Source organism: Streptomyces coryli (assembly GCF_011044975.1).
GTDB classification, from domain to species: Bacteria; Actinomycetota; Actinomycetes; order Streptomycetales; family Streptomycetaceae; genus Streptomyces; species Streptomyces coryli.
In genome coordinates, this window is sequence record NZ_JAAKZV010000136.1 from 1 (window position 1) to 21,267 (window position 21,267).

The 21,267-nt window shown below is 71.4% G+C and carries 20 protein-coding genes; 6 read left to right on the top strand and 14 right to left on the bottom strand.

Annotated elements, in window-relative coordinates; all coding sequences use genetic code 11:
• From G5C51_RS25880 to G5C51_RS25905, 6 genes are all read right to left on the bottom strand, one after another.
• Positions 1-250, bottom strand: a 250-nt coding sequence (locus G5C51_RS25880; protein WP_165240618.1) for a hypothetical protein, incomplete at its 3' end; no start/stop codon positions are given.
• Between the two features lie 53 nt (positions 251-303).
• Complete coding sequence (locus tag G5C51_RS25885) at positions 304-1,353, bottom strand: LLM class flavin-dependent oxidoreductase (RefSeq protein WP_165240619.1); 1,050 nt, start codon at positions 1,351-1,353, stop codon at positions 304-306.
• Positions 1,354-1,464: 111 nt separating this feature from the next.
• The gene (locus tag G5C51_RS25890; protein WP_165240620.1) at positions 1,465-2,292 is read right to left on the bottom strand and encodes an SDR family oxidoreductase; all 828 of its coding nucleotides are present in this window, start codon (positions 2,290-2,292) and stop codon (positions 1,465-1,467) included.
• Between the two features lie 21 nt (positions 2,293-2,313).
• On the bottom strand, positions 2,314-3,378 hold the full coding sequence (locus G5C51_RS25895; RefSeq protein WP_240929922.1) for a slipin family protein: 1,065 nt from the start codon (positions 3,376-3,378) through the stop codon (positions 2,314-2,316).
• Positions 3,379-3,520: 142 nt separating this feature from the next.
• Positions 3,521-4,411, bottom strand: a complete 891-nt coding sequence (locus tag G5C51_RS25900) for a S1 family peptidase (protein WP_338118303.1) — start codon at positions 4,409-4,411, stop codon at positions 3,521-3,523.
• A 190-nt stretch (positions 4,412-4,601) separates the two neighbouring features.
• The gene (locus G5C51_RS25905; protein WP_420824856.1) at positions 4,602-5,267 is read right to left on the bottom strand and encodes a DUF1684 domain-containing protein; all 666 of its coding nucleotides are present in this window, start codon (positions 5,265-5,267) and stop codon (positions 4,602-4,604) included.
• 417 nt (positions 5,268-5,684) lie between these two features.
• Between G5C51_RS25905 and G5C51_RS25910 the strand changes: the two genes are divergently transcribed.
• The gene (locus G5C51_RS25910) at positions 5,685-6,128 is read left to right on the top strand and encodes a cell division protein SepF (protein WP_165240621.1); all 444 of its coding nucleotides are present in this window, start codon (positions 5,685-5,687) and stop codon (positions 6,126-6,128) included.
• Between the two features lie 2 nt (positions 6,129-6,130).
• Here the strand turns inward: G5C51_RS25910 and G5C51_RS25915 are convergent, their stop codons facing one another.
• On the bottom strand, positions 6,131-7,321 hold the full coding sequence (locus G5C51_RS25915) for an acyl-CoA dehydrogenase family protein (RefSeq protein WP_165240622.1): 1,191 nt from the start codon (positions 7,319-7,321) through the stop codon (positions 6,131-6,133).
• Complete coding sequence (locus tag G5C51_RS25920) at positions 7,269-8,969, bottom strand: MFS transporter (protein WP_165240623.1); 1,701 nt, start codon at positions 8,967-8,969, stop codon at positions 7,269-7,271. Before G5C51_RS25920 ends, G5C51_RS25915 begins: the two co-directional genes overlap by 53 nt.
• Positions 8,970-9,156: 187 nt before the next feature.
• Between G5C51_RS25920 and G5C51_RS25925 the strand changes: the two genes are divergently transcribed.
• Positions 9,157-10,341: a glycosyltransferase family 39 protein gene (locus tag G5C51_RS25925; protein WP_165240624.1), complete on the top strand. Its 1,185-nt coding sequence runs from the start codon at positions 9,157-9,159 to the stop codon at positions 10,339-10,341.
• 243 nt (positions 10,342-10,584) lie between these two features.
• A complete protein-coding gene (locus G5C51_RS25930; protein ID WP_338118304.1) occupies positions 10,585-11,586 on the top strand; it encodes a phosphatase PAP2 family protein in 1,002 nt (333 codons plus the stop codon).
• 532 nt (positions 11,587-12,118) lie between these two features.
• Here G5C51_RS25930 and G5C51_RS25935 read toward each other — a convergent pair.
• Positions 12,119-12,334 (bottom strand): I78 family peptidase inhibitor, encoded by a 216-nt coding sequence (locus tag G5C51_RS25935; RefSeq protein WP_165240625.1) that lies wholly within the window; start codon positions 12,332-12,334, stop codon positions 12,119-12,121.
• Positions 12,335-12,827: 493 nt separating this feature from the next.
• Here G5C51_RS25935 and ctaD point away from each other — a divergent pair, with 493 nt between their 5' ends.
• Entirely contained in the window at positions 12,828-14,546 is a 1,719-nt protein-coding gene (gene ctaD / locus G5C51_RS25940; protein ID WP_165240626.1) for an aa3-type cytochrome oxidase subunit I, read from the top strand.
• On the opposite strand, the gene G5C51_RS25945 is transcribed toward ctaD, so the two are convergent.
• The 5 genes from G5C51_RS25945 to G5C51_RS25965 form a co-directional block, all read right to left on the bottom strand.
• The gene (locus G5C51_RS25945) at positions 14,517-15,515 is read right to left on the bottom strand and encodes a helix-turn-helix transcriptional regulator (protein ID WP_165240627.1); all 999 of its coding nucleotides are present in this window, start codon (positions 15,513-15,515) and stop codon (positions 14,517-14,519) included. The genes ctaD and G5C51_RS25945 overlap by 30 nt on opposite strands.
• Before the next feature lie 41 nt (positions 15,516-15,556).
• The gene (locus G5C51_RS25950) at positions 15,557-16,366 is read right to left on the bottom strand and encodes a hypothetical protein (protein WP_165240628.1); all 810 of its coding nucleotides are present in this window, start codon (positions 16,364-16,366) and stop codon (positions 15,557-15,559) included.
• Positions 16,363-17,595, bottom strand: coding sequence for a glycosyltransferase family 4 protein (locus G5C51_RS25955; protein ID WP_165240629.1), 1,233 nt, complete (start codon positions 17,593-17,595; stop codon positions 16,363-16,365). Before G5C51_RS25955 ends, G5C51_RS25950 begins: the two co-directional genes overlap by 4 nt.
• Positions 17,596-17,740: 145 nt before the next feature.
• Positions 17,741-19,072, bottom strand: a complete 1,332-nt coding sequence (locus G5C51_RS25960) for an ABC transporter substrate-binding protein (protein WP_165240630.1) — start codon at positions 19,070-19,072, stop codon at positions 17,741-17,743.
• A 1-nt stretch (position 19,073) separates the two neighbouring features.
• A complete protein-coding gene (locus G5C51_RS25965; protein ID WP_165240631.1) occupies positions 19,074-19,610 on the bottom strand; it encodes an MTB12 C-terminal domain-containing protein in 537 nt (178 codons plus the stop codon).
• Positions 19,611-19,751: 141 nt separating this feature from the next.
• Here G5C51_RS25965 and G5C51_RS25970 point away from each other — a divergent pair, with 141 nt between their 5' ends.
• Positions 19,752-20,246 carry a hypothetical protein gene (locus G5C51_RS25970; protein WP_165240632.1) on the top strand — a complete coding sequence of 165 codons (495 nt, stop codon included), beginning with the start codon at positions 19,752-19,754 and terminating at the stop codon, positions 20,244-20,246.
• Positions 20,246-21,267: branched-chain amino acid ABC transporter permease (locus G5C51_RS25975; RefSeq protein WP_165240633.1), on the top strand; the 1,022-nt coding region annotated here is incomplete at its 3' end. The genes G5C51_RS25970 and G5C51_RS25975, both read left to right, overlap by 1 nt.

Here is a 21,267-nt window from a genome sequence, read left to right on the forward strand (position 1 = left end):
CCCCCACCCGGGCCCGCCGCGCCAGCGCGAGCGGCGTCTGCAGCAGCGCTCCTACGGGCATGACCAGGAGCATCGCCAACACCATCACGGCCTCGTCGCCGCGGCCGAGGGCGTACAGATCGGTGAGCCCAGGGGTGGCGGTGCGCAGTCCCCAGGCCTTCCACCACAGCAGCGCGAGCAGCAGCGAGCCGGCCGCGGAGACGACACCCGCGACCGGCCGCGCCCATTCCGTCTTGGAGCTCGAAGTCATCCGCGGATGATCGCACAGCCCCAACTGGCGGCGTTCTCAGCCCTCCCGGGCCCTCAGCGGAACGCCGGCATGATCTTCTCGGCGATCAGCCGCAGCTGCGTATCCGCGCCCGCCACCCCGTCCAGATCCCGGCCGGTGAAGGCCTTGACCAGGCTGCGGTCGGTGATGGCCGAAATGATGTGGTTGACGCCGCTCGGCGCGATGTCCCGCTGGATCTTCTCCAGGCACTCCTCGGGCGTGCCCGCCACCGACAGCCGCTCGGTGATGTCGGGCGTCGTCAGCTCGATCCCGCGCGCCAGGTCGCCGGCGCCGATCGCGTCGATGATGGGCTTGAGCTCGGCCGGGTCGACGCCGTTCCGTACCAGCTGCTCCTCGGGCATGGACGAGGCGTAGATGCCGACCATCGACCGGGCGGCCTCCTTCGCCGCCGCCGAATCGGGCCCGGTGGCGAAGACGATCCAGGCCCCGATGTCGAGCGACCGCCAGTCCTTTCCGGCCTTCTCGGCGCCGGCCCTGATGTGCCGCACGGCGTAGTCGTACGCCTCCCGCGTATACGACAGCGCGTGATGGCAGCCGTCCGACAGCTCCCCGGCCGCCTCGAAGGACTTCGGCCCGCGCATCGCCCCGAGCAGCACCGGCAGCTTCTCCTGTACGGGCCGGGCGAAGGTGAAGAGCCCGTCGTACGTGTAGAACTCGCCGCGATGCGTGATCGCCCCGTCGTCCAGCAGCGTCCGTACGACGTGCAGCGCCTCTTTGGTCCTGGACAGCGGCTTGATCCGGGTCCAGTCCACCCCGTACTGGGCGAGCAGCCCGAAGTTCCCGCAGGACAGCACGCCTTCGGCGCGGCCGCCGGAGAGCTCGTCGAGGGTGGCGAGGGACTGGGCGATCAGCGTCGGCTCGCGCAGCACCACGGGCGACAGGCTCGGCCCCATGCGGATCTGCCGCGTCTGCCCGGCCGCGGCGGCGAAGAGCAGCCACATGTCCTTGTGCCAGGTCTCGTCGGCGGCGTAGACGGCGTGGAAGCCGAGTTCGTCGGCGAGCCGGATGGAGGCGATGGACTCGGTGAGCGGGTAGTCGGGCAGCATGGCGTAGCTGAACTTCACGTGCGGGCCTTCCCCTCGTGGACGCGTACAGGTCACAGGCGTCCTGAAGCCTGGTGTCCTTGACGCGCACACGTCGAGCCCGGAATAAGACAGTCCGTCAGCGCGGTGCGGTCAGCCGAACGCGCCCAGCTGCCAGCCGCCGTCGTTGGACAGCGTCTGTCCGGTCATCCAGCCGCCCTCGTCCCGGGCCAGCCACTCCACCAGGTTCGCCACGTCGTCGGGCTCGCCCCAGCGCTTGAACGGCATCTTCGAGGCCACGAACTCGTACAGCTCACCGCCCGGCTCGGCATATCCCGTGTTCACCGGCCCGGGATCAATGCAGTTGACGGTGACCCGGCGCGCGGACAGCTCCATCGCCAGCGACTTGGTGATCTGCTGCAGCGCGCCCTTGGTCGTGACGTACGGGATCTCGCCCTGCATCGGCGCGAAGTACTGCCCGGACGTGAACATCACCATCCGCCCGCCGGGCCGCGAGTGGTCCCGCACGGCGGCGTACCGCTGCGCGAGCAGCAGCGTCGCCCGCACATTCACCGCCCAGCACAGATCCAGCTCGGCCGCGGTCGAGGAGGCGAGGTCGTACGTGCTCGACCGGGCGTGCGTGGCGATCAGCAGGTCGAGGCCGCCGAACGTCGCGGTCGCCGCGTCGACGAGCGCCGCGGGCGCGGCCGGGTCGGCGAGGTCCGAGGAGCGGGCGACCACCCGCCCGGCGCCCGCCGGCAGCTCGCCGGTGAGCTTGGCGGCGACGCCTTCGGCGCCCACCGGGTCGGCGCCCCACGGCATTTCGTCGTCGTGCGGCGCCCAGGAGTGCGCCATGACGTCGGCGCCGAGGGTGGCGAGGCGGCGGGCAAGGGCGTAGGCGATGCCGACGCGGCGGCTGACGCCGGTCACGAGGGCCACGCGGCCGTGCAGGGGGAAGGCGTTGGCGGGCGTCTCAGGCATGCCGCCCACTGTGGCACACCGTCAGCGGCGGTCGTCGTCGCCCTCCGCGGCCTTCTCGCCCCCCGACTTCTCGTCGTCCTTCTCCTCCGTCGGCCCCAGCAGCCCCGGCAGCGACTCCGCCTCCGGCTCCGGGAGCGGGCCCACGGGTTCGAGCGGGCCGAGTCGCAGCATCCGCGCCGCCTTCTCGGCGGCCTCGGCCGCCTCCGTGGGCCCGAGGTCCAGGTTGCCGACGGCTTCGAGCTCGTCCAGCTCGCCGGTCTCCCCGGCGTCCTCCGCCTCGTCCCGCAGCTCCTTCCGCGGCCGCGGCGGAGCGGCCGCGGGCGGGCCGCCCTGGGCCCGCTCCAGAAAGCGCAGCAGCTCGACCGGGAACGGCAGCACCAGCGTGGAGTTCTTCTCGGCGGCGACCGCCACCACGGTCTGCAGCAGGCGCAGTTGCAGCGCCGCGGGCTGGTCGGACATGGCCTCCGCGGCCTGCGCGAGCTTCTTCGACGCCTGCAGCTCGGCGTCGGCGTTGATGACGCGGGCCCGCCGATCGCGGGCGGCCTCGGCCTGCCGGGCCATGGAGCGCTTCATCGTCTCCGGCAGCGATACGTCCTTGATCTCGACCCGGTCGATGGTGACGCCCCACTCCACCGCGGGGCTGTCGATCATCAGCTCCAGGCCCTCGTTGAGCTTCTCGCGGTTGGAGAGCAGGTCGTCCAGTTCGCTCTTGCCGATGATGGACCGCAGCGAGGTCTGCGCCATCTGCGAGACGGCGAACTTGTAGTCCTCGACCCGGATGATCGCGTCCGCCGCGTCGACCACCTTGAAGTACACGACGGCGTCGACGCGCACGGTCACGTTGTCGCGGGTGATGCCCTCCTGGGCGGGGATGGGCATGGTGACGATCTGCATGTTGACTTTGCGCAGCCGGTCGACGCCGGGGACGATCATCGTGAAGCCCGGCTCCTTCACCTCGCGCCTGAGGCGGCCGAGCCGGAGGACCACCCCGCGCTCGTACTGCTTCACCACGCGGGCCGCTGACATCACATAGACCGCACCGACGGACGCAACCGTCACTCCCGCGGCCACCAGCTCCTCGACCATCGCCGGCCTCCTGCCGTACCCGTACGAGTCAGGCGCCTAAATTGCGGCTTCTCTTACGGTAACTCCGCGACTGCACCACTGGGGAGAGCCGGGAGGGCAGGAGGCCGAACGCGGTCGGCGGTCATGCCTCAGCGGGCAGGCCTCAGTAGACCTTCACCCCGTACTTCGTCAGCGCCTCCTTGACCGGCTGGAAGAAGGTGGTGCCGCCGGAGGTGCAGTTGCCGCTGCCGCCGGAGGTGAGGCCGAGGGCGGTGGTGCCGGCGAACAGCGGGCCGCCGGAGTCGCCCGGCTCGGCGCAGACGTTGGTCTTGATCAGGCCGGAGACGATGTCGCCGCCGCCGTAGTTCACGGTGGCGTTCAGGCCGGTCACCTTGCCGCTGTGCAGCCCGGTGGTGGAGCCGCTGCGCTTGACCGCCTGGCCGACGGTCGGGTTCGCGGCGCGGTCGATCTGCTGCGTCTTGCCGTTGTAGAGGTTGATCGTCCCGTAGTGGGTGACCTTGGTGTTCGTGTACTTGAGGATGCCGTAGTCGTTCGTCGGGAAGCTGGTCCCGGTGGTCGGCCCGATGGGCGTCGACGCGCTGGAGTTGGTGAACCAGTTCGGCTTGCCCTCGGTGCAGTGCCCGGCGGTCACGGCGTAGTACGCGCCGGACGCGTTGCGCACGTTGAAGCCGAGCGAGCAGCGCCACTGCGAGGTGTAGATGGCGTCGCCGCCGCGCAGCAGCTTGTTGAACTTGCCGTCGACGCGCTCGACCTTCAGCGCCCCCGCGGTCGCGCCGGCCGCCTTCTTCAGCGCGGCGACCTCCTTCGCGGACACCCGGTCGTCGACCGACACCACGACCTTGCCGGTCTTGCTGTCGATGCTCCAGGCCGTGCCGGCCACGTCGGCGTTCAGCACGGCGTCGCTCGTCTTGGCGAGCTGGGTGGTGCTGAACGTCTCGACCGGGTCGGCGCTGGCTGCCGGCACGGCCACCGCGGTTCCCGCGGCGAGAGCGCAGGCCCCGGCTATCAGCCCGGTGCGTCGCTTGATCCTCACACATGCCTCCGAGGTGCTCGGGGGCCCGCCGGTGAGCGAGCCCTTGAAGCGCAGCCACGGGCACGCGGCGAAGGCCCTCTCACCCCCGCCCGCACAATCGTGCCCCTGTCAAACGCTGGGCCGCAGTATTCGGCGCGTCAACACCCGAGCGCAAGGGGCCCATTCGGTCCATGCCGAGCATCACACCTCGTCACATGGCCGCGACATCCCGCTCACCGGCCGTGACCGCCGTATCCAGAGCGTTCCCCGGCGGCGGAAAGGGACACAGGAAGTGCGCCGTGAATGCGCACGGCGGGAGATAGGTCCGGTTGAAGTCGAGCGGCAGCGACCCGTCGGCCGCCGGCGCGGGCGTGCGCAGAAAGCGGAAGCGATAACTGGTGCGCCCGCTGGTGCCGTCGGCGAACACGATGAACAGCCCGCCGCCCTCCTCCACCCCGGCCCGCAGCGCCCGCTCGGCCCCGCCGAGCGTGAAGACGACCTGCCCACCGAGGTGCAGCTCCCGCTCGACACCGTCCGCGTTCGGCACCCGCACGACGACCGCGCCTTCGTCGTACGGCCGGAAGCGGGCGGTCACCGCGAAGCCCGGGTCGTACGGGAAGGCGTCGATGCCGGGGAAGTCGCGGCGCGCCGGTGCCTGCGGGTCCACCACCCGTACGGCCCACTGCCCTTCGCGGTCCAGCACCACCAGCCGCCGCTCGCCGTGCGCGAGCCGGGAACGGCCTGGAGCCCCGGAGTCGGCGCCGACCTCGACCACGCCGTCCAGCGGCGCGCCGTCGAGGGTCAGACCGTCGGCCGCGGCCGCCCGCACCTCGATGCCGCCGGCCGTCTCCTTCCACTTACCGGGAAGCCCGGCCAACACCCCGCCGTCCGCGGCCGCGAGCCAGAGCGTGCCGGGTGACGGCGAGCGGCCCGTGCAGGGCGGATACGGCGCGCAGCCGGCGATCCCGCCAGGCCTGCCATTCCTGCTGGCCGGGGCGGTCGGAGTCGTTTGTCATGGTCGTCAAGCCTGCCACACCGGGCGTTTTTCACTCCGCCAGCACAGCGCGTGCACAGAGTTCACCCATACGCCCGGGAAGATGATTATCTGCCAATCCGTCAGATTCCGTATGCTGTCCGCATGCTGAACGGCACTCACTCAACCGGGGCGCCGTAAAGCACCAGTCCTGTCACAAGACCCGTGGGCAGGCACAATCCGCTTGGCACATCATCCGCATCATGGACGACCATAGGGGTGCGGACGAGGAGTTGGCCGCGCGAGAGAGAGGAGGCGTCAATGGGATCGGTACGCAAGGCGAGTGCGTGGCTCGGCCTCGTCGACGACAACGATGACGAGCGCTACTACGACGACGACAACTACACCGAAGAGTCCCGGACCGACGGCGCCGCGTGGGTGACCGACCCGCGCGTGCGGATCGCCTCCGAGGCGGCGCAGGAGCAGGGGCAGCGCATCGCCACCATCTCTCCTGACGGCTTCCGTGACGCGCGTGGCATCGGCGAGCTGTTCCGCGAGGGCGTGCCGGTCATCGTGAACCTCACCGCGATGGAGCCGGCCGACGCCAAGCGGGTGGTGGACTTCGCGGCCGGCCTCATCTTCGGCCTGCGCGGTTCGATCGACCGGGTCGCGAACCGGGTGTTCCTGCTGACCCCGGCGGACTTCCGGGTGGTGCCCGGGGAGGCGGCGCGGGGCGCCTCCGGCGGGTTCTTCAACCAGTCGTAGCTCTACCCTCGGAAAGCGTCCTGACCTGTCAGGGCCTTTCCGAGGACCAGCTGGTGCATCTCCACCGTGCCCTCGTACGTCAGCACCGACTCGAGGTTGGTGGCGTGCCGCATCACGGGGTACTCCAGCGAAATCCCGTTCGCCCCCAGGATGGTCCGCGACGTGCGGCAGATGTCGATGGCCTCGCGGACGTTGTTGAGCTTGCCGAAGCTGACCTGTTCGGGCCGGAGCGTGCCCGCGTCCATGCGCGTCCCGAGGTGGTGGGCGAGCAGCAGCCCCTTGTGCAGCTCGACGGCCATGTCGGCGAACTTGGCCTGGGTGAGCTGGAAGCCGGCGATGGGCTTGCCGAACTGCTCGCGCGTCTTGGCGTACTCGAGCGCCGCCTCGAAGGACGAGCGGGCGGCGCCGAGAGCGCCCCACACGATGCCGTAGCGGGCGTGGGTGAGGCAGCTGAGCGGGCCGCGCAGGCCGGTCCCCTCGGGCAGCACCGCATCCTGCGGGAGCCGTACGTCGTCCATGACCAGCTCGCTCGTGATCGAGGCGCGCAGCGACCACTTGTGCTTGATCTCGGGGGCCGAGAAGCCGGGTGCGTCGGTGGGGACGACGAAGCCGCGGATGCCGTCGTCGGTACGGGCCCAGACCACCGCGACGCCGGCCACCGAGCCGTTGGTGATCCACATCTTGCGGCCGGAGAGCACCCAGTCCGAGCCGTCGCGCTTGGCGTAGGTGCGCATGCCGGCCGGGTCGGAGCCGTGGTCGGGCTCGGTGAGGCCGAAGCAGCCGATGACCTCGCCGGCGGCCATCCGCGGGAGCCACTGCTGCTTCTGCTCCTCGGAGCCGAACTTCCAGATCGCGTACATCGCGAGGGAGCCCTGCACCGAGACCAGCGAGCGGATGCCGGAGTCGGCGGCCTCCAGCTCCAGGCAGGCGAGGCCGTACTGGACGGCGGAGGCGCCGGCGCAGCCGTAGCCGGTCAGGGACATCCCGAGGGCGCCGAGCGAGCCGAGCTCGCGGGCTAGTTCGCGGACGCCGGGGAGTTCGCCGCACTCGTACCAGTCGGCGATGTGCGGCAGCACCCGGTCCGCCGCCCAGGAGCGGACCGTGTCGCGGACCGCGAGGTCCTCGGGGGCGAGAAGGTCGTCAATCCCCAGCGGATCGGCCGGGTTGAACGGTGGCGTAGTGCTTGCGGACATGCGGACCCTCCGAGGGGCGGCGTCGGTCGCGGCTCGGGGCCGACGCTACTTCCGGGTAATCCGCTGCGTCCAGGGCTTCCTCCGCAGGTGTGCCGCATTCCATGTGCCGCGGCAGCCGCATCGCCATCGCCGCGCCGCCGAGCAGCAGGAGGGCGCTGACGACCAGGGTGACGTGCATGCCGTGCACGAAGGCGTCGCGGGCGGCGGTGCGCAGGGCCGCGCCGGCGTCGCCGCCGAGCTTCGCGGCGACGCTGTAGGCCTCGCCGAGCGAGTTGCCCGCGTGCTTGCCGGCGGCGGTGGACACGCCGGGGACGTCGGCGACGCCGGGGCTGTAGACGGCGTTCATGACGCTGCCGAGGAGGGCGATGCCGATGCCGGCGCCGAGCTGGTACGAGGTCTCGCCGATGGCCGCCGCGCCGCCGGCCTGGTCGGCCGGGGAGTCGCTGAGCATCGATTCGTACGAGCCGAAGAGCACCATCTCGAGGCCGAAGCCGAGGAGCACGAAGCCGATGCAGAGGATGGCGGGGCGGTCCTGCTGGCCGAGGGAGATCAGCCCCAGGACGGCGACGGCGGTGAGCACGAAGCCGGCCATGACCATCGCCCGCGGGCCGAAGCGGGCCAGCAGCCGGGAGCCGAGCAGGCCGCCGGCGATGGCGGCGAAGGTGAGCGGGATCAGCCGGATGCCGGCTTCGAGGGGGGTGAGGCCGAGGACGAGCTGCAGGTACTGGACGGCGATGAGCTGCAGGCCGACCAGCGCCAGCATGGCGAGGATGATGCAGCCGACGGAGGTGCCGAAGCCGCGCCGGGAGATCACCGAGAAGTCTACGAGCGGGCAGTCGCGGCGCCGCTGGCGGCGCACGAACAGGGTCAGCAGCGCGGCGCCGACGACGGCCGGGGCGACGACGAAGGGCTCGAACGGCTCGGCGCCCGCGCCGACCTTCTTGATGGCGAGGACGACGCCGAAGAGGCCGACGGCGGCCATGAGCGCGCCGAGTACGTCCCACGGTCCGGAGTGCTTGGCGGTGGACTCCGGCAGCAGCCAGCGGCCGATGGGGATGGCGAGGACCATCAGCGGGATGTTGATCAGGAAGACCGAGCCCCACCAGAAGTGCTCGACCAGGAAGCCGCCGAGCAGCGGGCCGATGGCGGCGCCGACGGCGGCGGTGGCGGACCAGATGCCGATGGCCAGGGCGCGCTCGCGCCGGTCGGGGAAGACCTGGCGGAGCAGCGACAACGTGGCCGGCATGATCATGGCGCCGCCGACGCCGAGCAGCGCGCGGGCCGCGATGAGCACATGCGGGTCGGTGGCGAAGGCGCCGATGGCGGACGCGATGCCGAAGATGCCGTAGCCGAGGAGCAGGACGCGCCTTCTGCCGACGCGGTCGCCGAGGGTGCCGAAGAGGATCAGCAGCGAGGCGGCGACGAGCGGGTAGGCGTCGACGATCCACAGCAGGTCGACGGCGCTGGGCCGCAGGTCCTCGGTGACCGCCGGGACGGCGACGTGGAGGACGGTGGCGTCGAGGGCGACGAGCAGCAGCGATGAGCACAGGACAACGAGGACGGTCCAGCGGCTCGCGCCGCCGCGCGAGGCATGCGGTCCGGCAAGCGCTCCCGCGGGCCGTGCGGCACCCGTGGTCGTCCCTGCCATCAATGCACCTCCTGCACATGCGCGAAGACGTCAGATTACGCGAATCCACGGTTCCGTTACCGGTGCAGTCCGACTTGAGACGAAGCTCGCACCCCAGCGTGACGCAGCGCACTCGCGTGCGTACCAAGCGCCTCCGGCCGGGCCCGGATGACCGTTCCGTGTCGCCACGTGCCAGATAATCATGCGGATGACCGATCTCGCGATGGATGCGCCCCCGAAGGCGCGACGACGGCTGTCCGCGATGCGCGGCGCCGTGCGCCGGGCCGCACCCGCGCTGCTGCTCTACGCGGCGGTGCGCGCACTGGGCGTAGCGGCGCTCGCGGTCTCGGCCGGCGCATCCGGCAAGAGCGCGCACGAGCTGCTGTCCGCGCGCTGGGATTCGCTCTGGTACGTCCGGGTGGTCGCGTACGGCTACGACTTCGAGAAGGTCGCGGACGACGGGCGGGTGCTGCCGGCGAAGGCGTTCTTCCCGCTGCTGCCGTGGCTGGAGAAGGCCGGGTCGGCGGTGACGTCGCTGAGCCCGGCGGATGTGGGCCTGGTGGTGAGCGCGCTGGCGGGTCTGGCTGCGGCGGCCGGCCTGTACGCGATCGGGGAGCTGCTTTACGGGCGGCGGGCCGGGATCATGCTGGCGGTGCTGTGGGCTGCGCTGCCGGTCGGGATCGTGCAGTCGATGGCGTATTCGGAGTCGCTGTTCACGGCGCTCGCGGCGTGGGGCGTCTATGCGGTGCTGACCGGGCGGTGGCTGTGCGCCGGGACGCTGTCGGTGCTGGCCGGACTGACCCGGCCGGTGGGGGCCGCGGTGGTGGCGGCGGTGTGGGTCGGGGTGTGGCTGGCCTGGCGGGAGGGGCGCCGGGGCGGCGCGGACGGCGGGCCGCGGCCGCGGATGGTGATCGCGGCGGTGATCGCGCCGCTCGGCTGGGTCGGGTACGTCGTCTGGGTCGGCTTCGCGACCGGCAAGCCGCTCGGCTATCTGGATGTGCAGGGGGCGTGGGGGAACGGCTTCGACGGCGGCTGGGCCTTCGCCCGCTTCATCGCGGAGAAGTTCGGGAACGGGCCGGCGGGGGTCGCGGCCGGGCTCGGCCTGCTGGTGGCGATGGGCCTGCTGGTGTGGGTGTGCGTGCTGTGCGTACGGCAGCGGCAGCCGTGGCCGCTGCTGGCGTACGCGGGGGTGGTGACGGTGCTTGCCGTCGCCGCTTCGGGGTACTTCGGCTCGAAGCCGCGGCTGCTGCTGCCCGCGTTCCCGCTGCTGCTGCCCGTGGCGGTGGCGCTCGCGCGGGCGCGTCCCGCGCGGGCGGCTGCGGTACTGGTGGTGACGGCCGTCACATCTGCGGCCTACGGGGCCTTTTGGCTGCTCGGGTCGGGTCCGCCCTGATCCGTACGGGGCCGGGGGCCGTCGTGGAAACGCGGAGCGGCGGACTGGATTCCGGCAATTGAAGGGGCGGAGGCGGAAAGCAATTGCACGATGGACGGCGATTTTATTCCCGGAAAACATCGGTACAACGGCCCGAAAACGCCGGGCAAGAAGTCCCTGTTGAGACAAACTCCACATCACGTAGCCATTACAAAACCGGCCGCTTGGTCAATCCGCCTGCGCTGGCCATGTAGCGTCGAATCTGTGCGTACCGAAGACAAGCTCGCTCCCGTGATGGAGCGGCAGACGACCCGCCGCGGCCGACCGCCGCGCATGACCCGAACACGCCGGTGGCTGTTCGGGTCGGTGGCGGCTGTCTATCTGGCGATCGTCGTCGGCGTCCTCACCACTTCTTGGCTGGTTCAGCTCGACTGGCAGCTGATGCTCTTCAAGCCGTACAAGCAGTGGCCCGAGGTGCACGCCTTCCTCGACTACTTCGTGGTGCTCGGCCAGCGCGGCCCCACCGCCCTGGCCGTCCTGGCCTGGCTCGGCTGGTGCGCGTGGCGGCGCCGGACCCTGCACCCGCTGATGGTGCTGGGCGTCTCGCTGCTGCTGCTGAACCTGAGCGTGGGCGCCGCGAAGCTCGGCATGGGCCGCATGGGCCCGCACTACGCCACCGAGATCGGCTCGAACGAGATGTGGCTCGGCGGCGATATATTTCCGAGCGGTCACACCGCGAACGCCGTCGTGACCTGGGGCATCCTGGCCTACCTGGCCTCCACGCCGCGGGCCCGCAGAATCGCTTCGGTCATCTCCGCCATCGTCGCCCTCGGGGTCGGCCTCACCACGGTCTACCTGGGCACGCACTGGATCAGCGACGTCTTCCTCGGCTGGACCGCGGGGCTGCTGGTGCTGCTGGCGCTGCCCTGGTTCGAGCCGCTGATGGCGCGGGCCGAGGCCTTCCTGATGACCGCCTGGGACCGGCTGCGCAGCCGCGGCCTGGAGCCGGCGCCTTCGCCGCTGGCGGCGCGGGTGTCGATCATCCAGCGCCCGGTGCCGGCGCAGGGCGGCGGGACGCCGCAGCCGCTGCCGGAGATGGCGGCGGTCGGCGCGGCTGCCCGCCCCGACGGCTGGCCGCACCATCCGGCGCGGCCGCACACCGCGCGGCACGAGCGGACACCGGTGTCACCGGCCGGCCAGCGCCGCCCGCCGCACACGGAACGCGGCTCCGCCGCGCGCACCCGCTCAGCGGGCAGCTCGGGCTGACGCCCGACCCCTTGAACGGCGGGGAGCCGGTACGCACAACCTCTCCCCGCACTCGTCGGCCCCCGCGCTGCCGCCCTTTGGGGCGGGGTGGCTCGGGGGCCGTGCGTTTGCCGTGCACGGCCGACTGTTCCAACCCACCCACCCGTTGCTCGGCTGTGCCGGCGGGGCTCGGCAACGGGCGCCGTGGCTCGGAGTGCGATCAGGCGCTGGGGCCGCGGCACAGGGCCGGGGCATAGCGCGGGCGGAGGGGCGCGGCCCGCGGCTCGGTCTAGGGCTGGCTCGGCGGACGTGGGCTCTCCGATGCGGCCGGGCTCTGCTCCCACCTGCCCCCTGTTGCTCGGCTGTGCCAACGGGAGGCGCGCGGCGGCGGGCTCGGCGTAGGGCGGCGGCACAGCACGGAGCCTCGGCCTGGCGCGGGCCCGGGGACGCAGGCGCGGCACAGCGCGGGCGCCGGGTGGTCGCGTGAGCGAGGGATCGTTGCCCGCCCCACCCAGCGGCACGGAGCAACGGGTGGGCGGATGGGCAGAAGAAGTTAGCCCTTCCAGCAGCGCTTCACCGTGCCGCCCGTGACCTCGAAGTTCAGCCGCCCGCCCATGTACTCCATCGTGATGATCGCGCCGGGCGGCAGCGCCCGGACCGTGTGCCAGCCGCGGGCGCGGGCCTGGTGCTCCGCGGTGTCCGCGTCGAGGCCGACGTATGTGTCGGGGTTGTCGTCGGGTTCCACAGGAGTGTTCGGTTGCGGTGCCATGGGGCCACGCTATGCGGACGGGCGCGGGCGCGGAAGGACCTGGCCAGGACGCGGCTGCCACCACGGGTCCGTAGCGGGCAAGTCCGGTGCCGGTCACACTTGTGTCACAACTGCCGTCGCCGGAGCGTGAACCGCTTCTGTCACTCGTAAGAGCTCATTCCGAACGCGTTATTGCCGCCTCCGCGGACGCCTGGATAAACGCTTCCGATTACGCTCCGAGCCGACCGTGCGCCGCCCGTAAGACCGCTGTATTTCACTGGGATTTCACGTCGAAAATGATCATTCTGAGCGGGGCCGGGAATTCTGCTTCGGTGTCGGGTAATCAGCCGTCCACACGAAACCCTCACAACTTCCGCCCGCGTGTCGGGAACCCCCCGCGGGCACCCGCGCACCAGGAAGCCGCGCACGCCCCCTGTCGGACCGCGCACCAACGCGAGCATCATGGCGGGCGAGCGAGTGAGAGCCCGTCCGTCCACGAGAGGGGCACACCAGGATGGGAACCACGCACACCGCGGAGGCCACCGCACCCGCGCCCGACCGGAGAGTGACGCCCCGCGGGCGCGTGCTGGTGGACTGGCTGACCACCACCGACCACAAGAAGATCGGGCACCTCTATCTCGCCACGTCGTTCGCGTTCTTCCTGTTCGCGGGCATCCTGGCGCTGATCATGCGGGCCGAGCTGGCCCGGCCCGGCCTGCAGCTCATCAGCAACGACGAGTTCAACCAGGCGTTCACCATGCACGGCACGATCATGCTGCTGCTGTTCGCCACCCCGACCTTCGCCGGCTTCGCCAACGAGATCATGCCGCTGCAGATCGGCTCCCCCGACGTGGCGTTCCCGCGGCTGAACATGCTCTCGTACTGGCTGTTCCTCTTCGGTGGGCTGACCGTCGTCGGCAGCTACCTGGTGCCGGGCGGACCCGCGTCCTTCGGCTGGTTCGCGTACGCGCCGCTGAACAGCGCCGTGCGCTCCCCCGGCCTCGGCGCGGACATGTGGATCATGGGTCTGGCGCTGGCCGGCTTCGGGACGATTCTCGGTGCCGTCAACTTCCTGACCACCATCCTCGGGATGCGAGCGCCCGGCATGACGATGTTCCGGATGCCCATCTTCACGTGGAACACCCTTTTTACGTCGATTCTCGTCCTGATGGCGTTCCCCGTGCTCGCCGCCGCGCTGCTGGCGCTGGAGGCGGACCGGCGGTTCGGGTCGGTGATCTTCGACGCGGAGTACGGCGGGGCGCTGCTCTGGCAGCATCTCTTCTGGTTCTTCGGCCATCCCGAGGTGTACATCATCGCGCTGCCGTTCTTCGGCATCGTCAGCGAGATCATCCCGGTCTTCAGCCGCAAGCCGATCTTCGGCTACGCGATGCTGGTCGGCGCCACCATCGCGATCACCGGCCTGTCCGTGGTCGTCTGGGCGCACCACATGTTCGTCACGGGCGCCGTGCTGCTGCCGTTCTTCGCCCTCATGTCCTTCCTGATCGCCGTGCCGACCGGGGTGAAGTTCTTCAACTGGATCGGGACGATGCTGAAGGGGTCGCTGTCCTTCGAGACGCCGATGCTGTGGTGCACAGGGTTCCTGGTGACCTTCCTGTTCGGCGGTCTTACGGGCGTGCTGCTGGCCTCGCCGCCGCTGGACTTCCACGTGTCCGACACGTACTTCGTCGTCGCCCACTTCCACTACGTGGTCTTCGGGACCGTCGTCTTCGCGACCTTCGCCGGGTTCTACTACTGGTGGCCGAAGTTCACCGGCAAGCTGCTCGACGAGCGGCTCGGGAAGATCCACTTCTGGACGCTGATGGTCGGCTTCCACGCCACCTTCCTGGTCCAGCACTGGCTGGGCACCGAGGGCATGCCCCGCCGGTACGCCGACTACCTCGCGGCAGACGGCTTCACCGCGCTCAACACCGTCTCCTCCATCGGCTCCTTCCTGCTCGGCCTGTCCACGCTGCCGTTCCTCTACAACCTCTGGAAGACGACGAAGTACGGCGAGAAGGTCGAGGTCGACGACCCCTGGGGATACGGGCGTTCGCTGGAGTGGGCCACCTCCTGCCCGCCGCCCAGGCACAACTTCGTCACCATCCCGAAGATCCGGTCCGAGTCCCCCACCTTCGACCTGCACCATCCGTACGCGGCCTTTGACGACACCCAGGAGACGGCCAAGTCCACCGCCCTGCCCGGATCAGGCCCCCCGGACCCGCCCGCTCCCTGATGTCAGGGCCCGGTCGAGCCGCTCCCTGAGCCGGCCGATGTGGTCGAGGAGTTCGGCCGGCTCGCGGACCTCGAAGTCGAAGCCGGTCATGACCACGTGGAAGGCCATCGCCTCCAGGCTGTAGGAGCCGGTGGTCAGCAGGCAGGTATCCGCGTCCACCTCCTGCAGCACGCCCGCGGACGGCGAGATCCGCTGCCGCACCTCGGCGATCGGGGCGTGCAGCAGCACCACCGCGCGCTCCGGGTAGACGCGCACGGCGACGCCCTCGGAGACGTACGCGGCGAGGTCCTGGGCGGGCGGCTCGCGGGGCGTGAAGCGCGGGCCGTGCGGCGGCTTCGGGGTGATGCGGTCGGCACGGAAGGTGCGCCAGTCGGCGCGGCCGGTGTCCCAGGCGACGAGGTACCAGCGGTTGCGGGAGCAGACCAGGCGGTGCGGCTCCACCACGCGGCGGGTGGGCTCGCCGCCGCCGGCGGGGGCGTAGTCGAAGCGCAGGGTCTCGCTGTCCCGGCAGGCGGCGGCGAGTTCGGTGAGCACCTCGGCGTCGACGCCCGTGGCCTCGCCCGCGGCCCCGTAACCGAGCATCGGCACGGTGAAGGCGGAGAGCGCCGAGACGCGGCGGCGGAGCCGGCCCGGGAGGACCTGCTCCAGCTTGGCGAGGGCGCGCAGCGACGTCTCCTCGATGCCGGTGACGCCGCCGCCGGCGGCCCGGCGCAGGCCGACGGCGACGGCGACGGCCTCCTCGTCGTCGAGCAGCAGCGGCGGCATCTTGGCGCCGGGGCCGAGCTGATAGCCGCCGGTGACGCCGGTGGAGGAGTTCACCGGATAGCCGAGCTCGCGGAGCTTGTCGACATCGCGGCGCACGGTCCGGGGCGTCACGCCGAGCCGGTCGGCGAGGTCGCCGCCGGACCATTCGCGGTGCGCCTGGAGGAGGGACAGCAGCTTCAGGAGACGGGCCGAGGTTTCCAGCATGGCTGCAGTGTGCCAGGCGCTGCGGACAGCTTTTGACCTCGTTAGCCCTCGATGCGTACGGCCAGGTCGTTGCTCTTCGTGTAGTACGGGCGCGCCGTGCCGCCGCCGAACTCCGTTGCCGGGTAGGTGAAGATCTGCTTCTTCAGCGGCACGTCGTCGAGGATGCGGGCGATCCGTACCGGCGCCGCGTCCGGGGCCGGGCGCAGCGCCAGGTCCCAGATCTGCGGGCCGGTCAGCCGCCGCGCCGCCTCGGCCAGGGCGCCGTACGGCAACCCGGCCTCGAAGCGCGGCCCTTCGACGGTCACCGGCGCCATCGGCTCCCACAAGACGTCGCCGTCCGTCCGCCGCCGCGCCTCCAGCGTCGCCGACGGGGTGAGCCCGGCCCCGTACAGCAGGCCCCCGATCCGCAGCGTGGCGCCGGTGACGTGCAGGTCGGCGGCCTCGGCGTGCGGGGTGCGCTGCCAGGAGACCAGCGACAGGTTGGACTCGACCGTCTTGTACGGGATGCGGGCGCGGACCGGCGCCGTGCCCCCCGCCCGGAAATCCGCGGCGCGGTCGACGAGCGCGCGCAGGTCGTTCAGGCCCGGCGCGAGCCGTACGGGCTTGCCCTCCGGCGGCTCCAGGTGGACGTTCCAGCGGCCCTCCGCCAGCGGCAGGTCGCCGCGCAGGATGGCGTGCGGGCCGTCGGCGCCGTTGCCGTCCAGCGGCAGCCGCAGCTCGTCCTCGGGGGCCGTGCCGCCGCGGCGGCGCAGCAGCAGCGCGGCGCCCGTAGGGGCGGAGCGGACGATAAAGCACAGGGCGCCGCTGCGGTCGGCGACGATGTCGGCGGCGGGGCGTTCCACGGCGGTCATGCGGCCAGCCTCCGGCCCGCCATCTTCGCCGCGTACACGCCGCCGAGGACGGCGCCGGTGAAGCGGCGGCCGGTCAGGCTGCGCGGGCCGCCGGTGAGTTCGGTGAACAGCGCGTCGTAGCGCTCGGCGATGCGGGCGGGGTCGAAGCGGGCAGAGTTCTCCAGCGCGGCGCGGCCCATCTTGTGGCGCAGCTCGTCGTCCTGGATGAGGGTGAGCAGCCCGTCCGCGACCGCGTCCGCGCTGCGCCGCGGTACCAGCAGGCCGTCCACGCCGTCCGTGATGATCTCCCGCGGGCCGTGCGGGGCGTCAGTGGAGACCACCGGCAGGCCGCAGCGCATCGCCTCGACCAGGGTCATGCCGAACGACTCCATGCTGGAGGTGGCCACGGCGATGGAGCCCTTCGGCCACTCCGCCTCCAGCGGGTGCGCGGCGCCCATCAGGAAGACGTTGTTGTACAGGCCGCGCTTCTCGATCTCGGCGCGCAGCCGGTCCCGCCGGGCCCCGGCACCGTAGATCCGCAGCCGCCAGTCCGGGCGCTCGGCGACGACCTTCTCGAAGGCGCGCACCAGGACGTCGTAACGCTTGACGTAGGCGAGCCGGCCGGCCGCGACGACCCACTTGGCCTCGAGGTCGGAGGGCGCGCACGGCGGCTCCGGCACCCCGTTGGGGATGGCGTCGAGCCGGACGCCGGGCAGCCGGAGCCGGTTGCGGTACGAGCGGGCGTCCGCCTCGGTCATGGTGACGACGGCGTGCAGCCGCGGGTAGAGCGCGCTGAGGGCAAGCTTCATCTGCCACGGGTGGACGTCGAAGGTGAGGTGCTCCTGGCCGACGCGGACCACGCCGGGGCGGGTCTGCCGCGCGATGTGCACGTTGAGGCCCGGGCGGGTACCCACGACGACGTCCGCGTCGAGGGTCTGGAGGTGTTCGGCGATACGCCGGTCGGTCAGCCGGCTGTACTGCTTGTACGGGTTGTCCGAGCGCAGGAAGACGCGCGACGGCTGCGCGTGCAGCGGGTCGTCTCCGTCATAGCCGGGGCTGTCCTTGCGGAGATCGACGAGGGCGCGCAGCCGTACGTCGGGGCCGGGGTCGAAGACCGGCTCGTCACGGTGTCTGAACACGGAGACGATCTCCACCTCGTGGTGCTCCGCCAGCATCCGGGCAAGGGTGGACGTGGTGCGGATGGTGCCACCGATGCCGTAAGCGTGGTGTATCAAGAAGGAGATGCGCATATACCCCGGTTCCCCACTGTGTGCGCGGTGAGTCCTCTCTCTACCGCCCTGCACACAGTTCGACCGTCACGGGTGGGTCAGGGTTGGTCAGAATCGGTCGTTATTACAGACCAGTGACAGTTGTGGCATAGCGCACACGGTCAGGTCAGGGCCGGTACGAAAGCTGGGGAACATCCTCGAAGCAGTTCTCGTTCATGTCGCCCTGCGACACCCAGCCGCCCCGGCCGCCGTCCGCGTCGTCCTGCCACCGCGCCACCGACACACAGGCCCGCTCGGTCTTCGGCGGCGTGGCCCGGGCGTTGAAGTTCACCGGCAGCAGCAGCCCGTCGGCCGTATACGGCTTGTCGCGCTCCAGGAAGCTCTCCACGCACTCGTGCCGGAGCTCCTGCCCGCAGGACTTCGCCGCGTCCGCGAACCACATCGCCGCCGCCCAGCCCTCCAGCTGCCACTGCGAGCGGGACGTGATCTCCGCGTCCTTCACTTCCTTCGCGTACGCGTCCATGCCGGCGCGGAAGGCGCGCACCGCGGGGTGGTCGTCGTCCGCGTAGCTGCGGCTGGCGCCGGTCGCCCACAGGGTGTTGCGGCAGCCGGCCGCGTCCTTGTAGTCCTCGGGGATGGTGGACGCCCAGTTCTGCACGTTGGTCACCTTCGCGATGAGGTCGACCTTCGCGCCGTCCATCGCCTTGCACAGCCGGGCGTTGCCGTGCGTGTCCATCGCGTCGAAGACCAGGTCGGCCTTCTTGTCGCGCAGATCCGCCGCCACGGCCTTGAAGTTGGGCAGCGCGAAGTCCACTTGCTCGGTGACGACCTTGTACCCCTCCTTGCGCAACCCGTCAGCGACGTTGCGGGCGTAGGCGGCCGAGGCGGCCTGGTTGTACGCGACGACGGCCGCGGTGCGGGCGCCGTGCTCGCGCTTGAAGTAGCGGTAGACCTCGGTGCCGCCGTAGAGCCGCCCGCCCCAGCCCGGCTTGCCCTTGCGGGGCGCCTGGCTGCCGTAGATCCCGTAGAGATGCGGATACGTCTCGTACGCCGCCCCGATCGGCTGCCCGCCGATGTCCGGGATGCCGGCCTTGCTGACCAGGGGCGCGCCCGCGTAGTCGAGGACCGTGGTGGCGACGAGCGCGAAGACCTTCTCCTGCTGGATCAGTTTGCGGGCGCAGTCGCTGTTGCCGCCGCCGCTGCCGCCGTCGTCGCAGATGACGGCCTCGACGGGGCGGCCGTGCACGCCGCCGCGCTTGTTGAGCGCGGCGAAGTAGGCGCGGGCGCCGTCGCGCGGGCCGACGAAGGTCTCGCCGCCGACCGGGCTGGTGGCGCTGGTGATGATGCCGACCTTGACCGGCTCGCCCTTCGCCTCGCCGGTGGGCTGCGGGGCGGGGCCCGTAGGACGGTCGGTGAAGTCGCTCTCGGGCAGCCGGCTGCCGCAGGCCGCGCTCAGCAGGATGCCGAGCGCGGCGAGGACGGCGGCGGCGCGGCGCATGTCAGCAGCCCGGTGCCGGGGACCCGCTGAGGCTGATCAGGGCGCAGATCGAGTTCTTGGAGACCTTCCAGGTGCCGTCCTGGAGGACGGCGGTGCCGGTGGTATTCGGTACGGCCGTCTCGCCGTTGAGCGTCAGCGCGTACTTCACCTCGGCTTTCTCGGGGGAGGTGAAGGTCACCTTGGTCACCTTCGCGGCGACCTGCTTCAGCTCCTTGGCGTTGCTCATCTGGTCCATCAACGGCTGCATCTCGTCGCCGTCCTCGAGATAGTCCGGCTTCTCCTTGATGGGCGTCTTCGGGTCGAAGAGCTTCTGCCAGTTCTCCTTGATCTCCTTCTCCGCGACGGCCTTGTCGGCCGGCGCGCCGCCCCCGCCGCCGGCGGGCGCGGAGCTCGCGGAGCTGCTGGGCTGCGGCTTGGGCGTCTTCTTCGGCTCGCCGGTGCCGCCGCTGTCGTCCCCGCATCCGGCCATGCCCGCCCCGGCGAGCACCACCACGGCGGTCAGCGCGGCGGTACGCGCTAAGAGTCCCCCTCGGGCCATCTGCCTCACCTCGTGCGGTCGTTGACGTCAAGTGACGGTACGTACACGGTAGTTGAATCTTCGTCAGGTTACTGCGCAGGAAAGGGTCAAGGGGCATAGTGCATGCCAGCAGCCGACATGCACAGATGCGCAGGGGGACAGATGCGTCAGGTGAGCGTGCGGTGGGGCCGGAGCGTGCGGTCGCTCGCCGTCCAGTGGGGCGGCTGGGCCGCGGTCTCGGGCGGCGCGGTGCTGTGCGTGATCGGCTGGTACGGCATCTCCGGCGAACGCTTCGCCGAGCGCCAATTGCCGTATCTGGCCTCCTGCACGATCCCCGGCGCCGCCCTCATCATCGCGGGCGCGATCCTGCTCGCCCGCGGCGACCAGGGGCTCGCGGCGGCGCGGGTGGAGGAGCTGTACGGGCTGCTGGTGGCGAGTGACGCCGAGCCGGAGGCAGAGGCCGCGCCCGTAGCGCGGGCGAATGCGGCGGACGGCTGTCTTACGGTGCCGGGCGGGACGCTGTACCACCGGCCCGACTGCCCGCTGGTGCGCGGCAAGGCGGACGCGGAGGCGGTGGACGCGGAGGCGCGCGCGGCGCGCGGGCTGACGCCGTGTCCGGTGTGCGAGCCGGCCGAGGCACCGCTTCCGGAGGCGTGATGGCGTCGCTCACCTACGAGCTGACGCTGGCCGGTCTCGCGGTGGGCAGCGCGGCGGCGCTGACCGGCATCGGGCTGATCGTCACGTACCGGGCGACCGGCGTGCTCAATCTCGCGCACGGCGCGGTGGCGATGGTGACCGCGTATGCGATGCGGCAGTTCGCGGTGGAGTGGGACTGGCCGCTGTGGGCGGCGGCGCTGCTGAGCCTCGCGGTGATCGCGCCCGGGATCGGGCTGCTGCTGGGGCGGTTCGTCTTCCGGCCGCTGTCGGTGCTGCAGGACCGCGGCGAGAGCGGGGGCGCGCAGACGCTGGTGGCGTCGATCGGGGTCTTCGTGCTGCTGGTCGGCGCGGCGGGACTGGTGTGGGGCACGGGGGCGCGGTCGGATGCGCCGGAGCTGCTGCCTGACGATCCGTGGGTGCAGCTCGGGACCGTCATCGTGCTGGCGCTGGCGATCGCGGCGATCACGCGGTGGACGCGGATCGGGCGCGAGCTGCGGGCCGTTGTCGACAATCGCCGGCTCGCGTCGCTGAGCGGCATCGACGCCGACCGGGTGGCGGATACGGGGTGGGCGTTCGGGACCTTCACGGCCGGTCTTACGGGAGTGCTGCTGGCGCCGCAGCTGTGGCTCGATCCGTACGGGCTGCCGCTGCTGGTGATGGCGGTCATCGGGGTCGCGGTGGCGGCCGCGATGCGGAACCTGCCGGTGGCGGTGCTGGCCGCGCTGGCCATCGGGGTCGGGCAGAGCCAGCTGACGCGCTTCCATCCCGAGGGATGGGAAGGGTCGTTGGTGCAGGCGGTGAGCACGAATCTGTTCGCCGTCGGGCTGCTGGTCGCGGCGCTGGCGCTGCCGCGGATGGGGATTCTGGGGGGCGGCGGTGGCGCGGGCTTCCTCAAGGTGCCGACGGCGACGCCGGACCGGGACGGGCGGGCTTGGGTGGTGGCGTGGGTGCTCTTCCTGCTGCCGCTGGGCTTCGCGGGTACGGACCTGACGACGGCGGTGCAGGTGCCGGCGCTTGGGGT

Excerpts from the sequence above, each read along its gene's own strand:
- G5C51_RS25890 (WP_165240620.1), bottom strand. The coding sequence starts at position 2,292 with ATGCCTGAGACGCCCGCCAACGCCTTCCCCCTGCACGGCCGCGTGGCC.
- G5C51_RS25895 (WP_240929922.1), bottom strand. The coding sequence starts at position 3,378 with ATGGTCGAGGAGCTGGTGGCCGCGGGAGTGACGGTTGCGTCCGTCGGT.
- G5C51_RS25910 (WP_165240621.1), top strand. The coding sequence starts at position 5,685 with ATGGGATCGGTACGCAAGGCGAGTGCGTGGCTCGGCCTCGTCGACGAC.
- G5C51_RS25915 (WP_165240622.1), bottom strand. The coding sequence starts at position 7,321 with ATGTCCGCAAGCACTACGCCACCGTTCAACCCGGCCGATCCGCTGGGG.
- G5C51_RS25920 (WP_165240623.1), bottom strand. The coding sequence starts at position 8,969 with ATGGCAGGGACGACCACGGGTGCCGCACGGCCCGCGGGAGCGCTTGCC.
- G5C51_RS25925 (WP_165240624.1), top strand. The coding sequence starts at position 9,157 with ATGACCGATCTCGCGATGGATGCGCCCCCGAAGGCGCGACGACGGCTG.
- G5C51_RS25935 (WP_165240625.1), bottom strand. The coding sequence starts at position 12,334 with ATGGCACCGCAACCGAACACTCCTGTGGAACCCGACGACAACCCCGAC.
- ctaD (WP_165240626.1), top strand. The coding sequence starts at position 12,828 with ATGGGAACCACGCACACCGCGGAGGCCACCGCACCCGCGCCCGACCGG.
- G5C51_RS25945 (WP_165240627.1), bottom strand. The coding sequence starts at position 15,515 with ATGCTGGAAACCTCGGCCCGTCTCCTGAAGCTGCTGTCCCTCCTCCAG.
- G5C51_RS25950 (WP_165240628.1), bottom strand. The coding sequence starts at position 16,366 with ATGACCGCCGTGGAACGCCCCGCCGCCGACATCGTCGCCGACCGCAGC.
- G5C51_RS25955 (WP_165240629.1), bottom strand. The coding sequence starts at position 17,595 with ATGCGCATCTCCTTCTTGATACACCACGCTTACGGCATCGGTGGCACC.
- G5C51_RS25960 (WP_165240630.1), bottom strand. The coding sequence starts at position 19,072 with ATGCGCCGCGCCGCCGCCGTCCTCGCCGCGCTCGGCATCCTGCTGAGC.
- G5C51_RS25965 (WP_165240631.1), bottom strand. The coding sequence starts at position 19,610 with ATGGCCCGAGGGGGACTCTTAGCGCGTACCGCCGCGCTGACCGCCGTG.
- G5C51_RS25970 (WP_165240632.1), top strand. The coding sequence starts at position 19,752 with ATGCGTCAGGTGAGCGTGCGGTGGGGCCGGAGCGTGCGGTCGCTCGCC.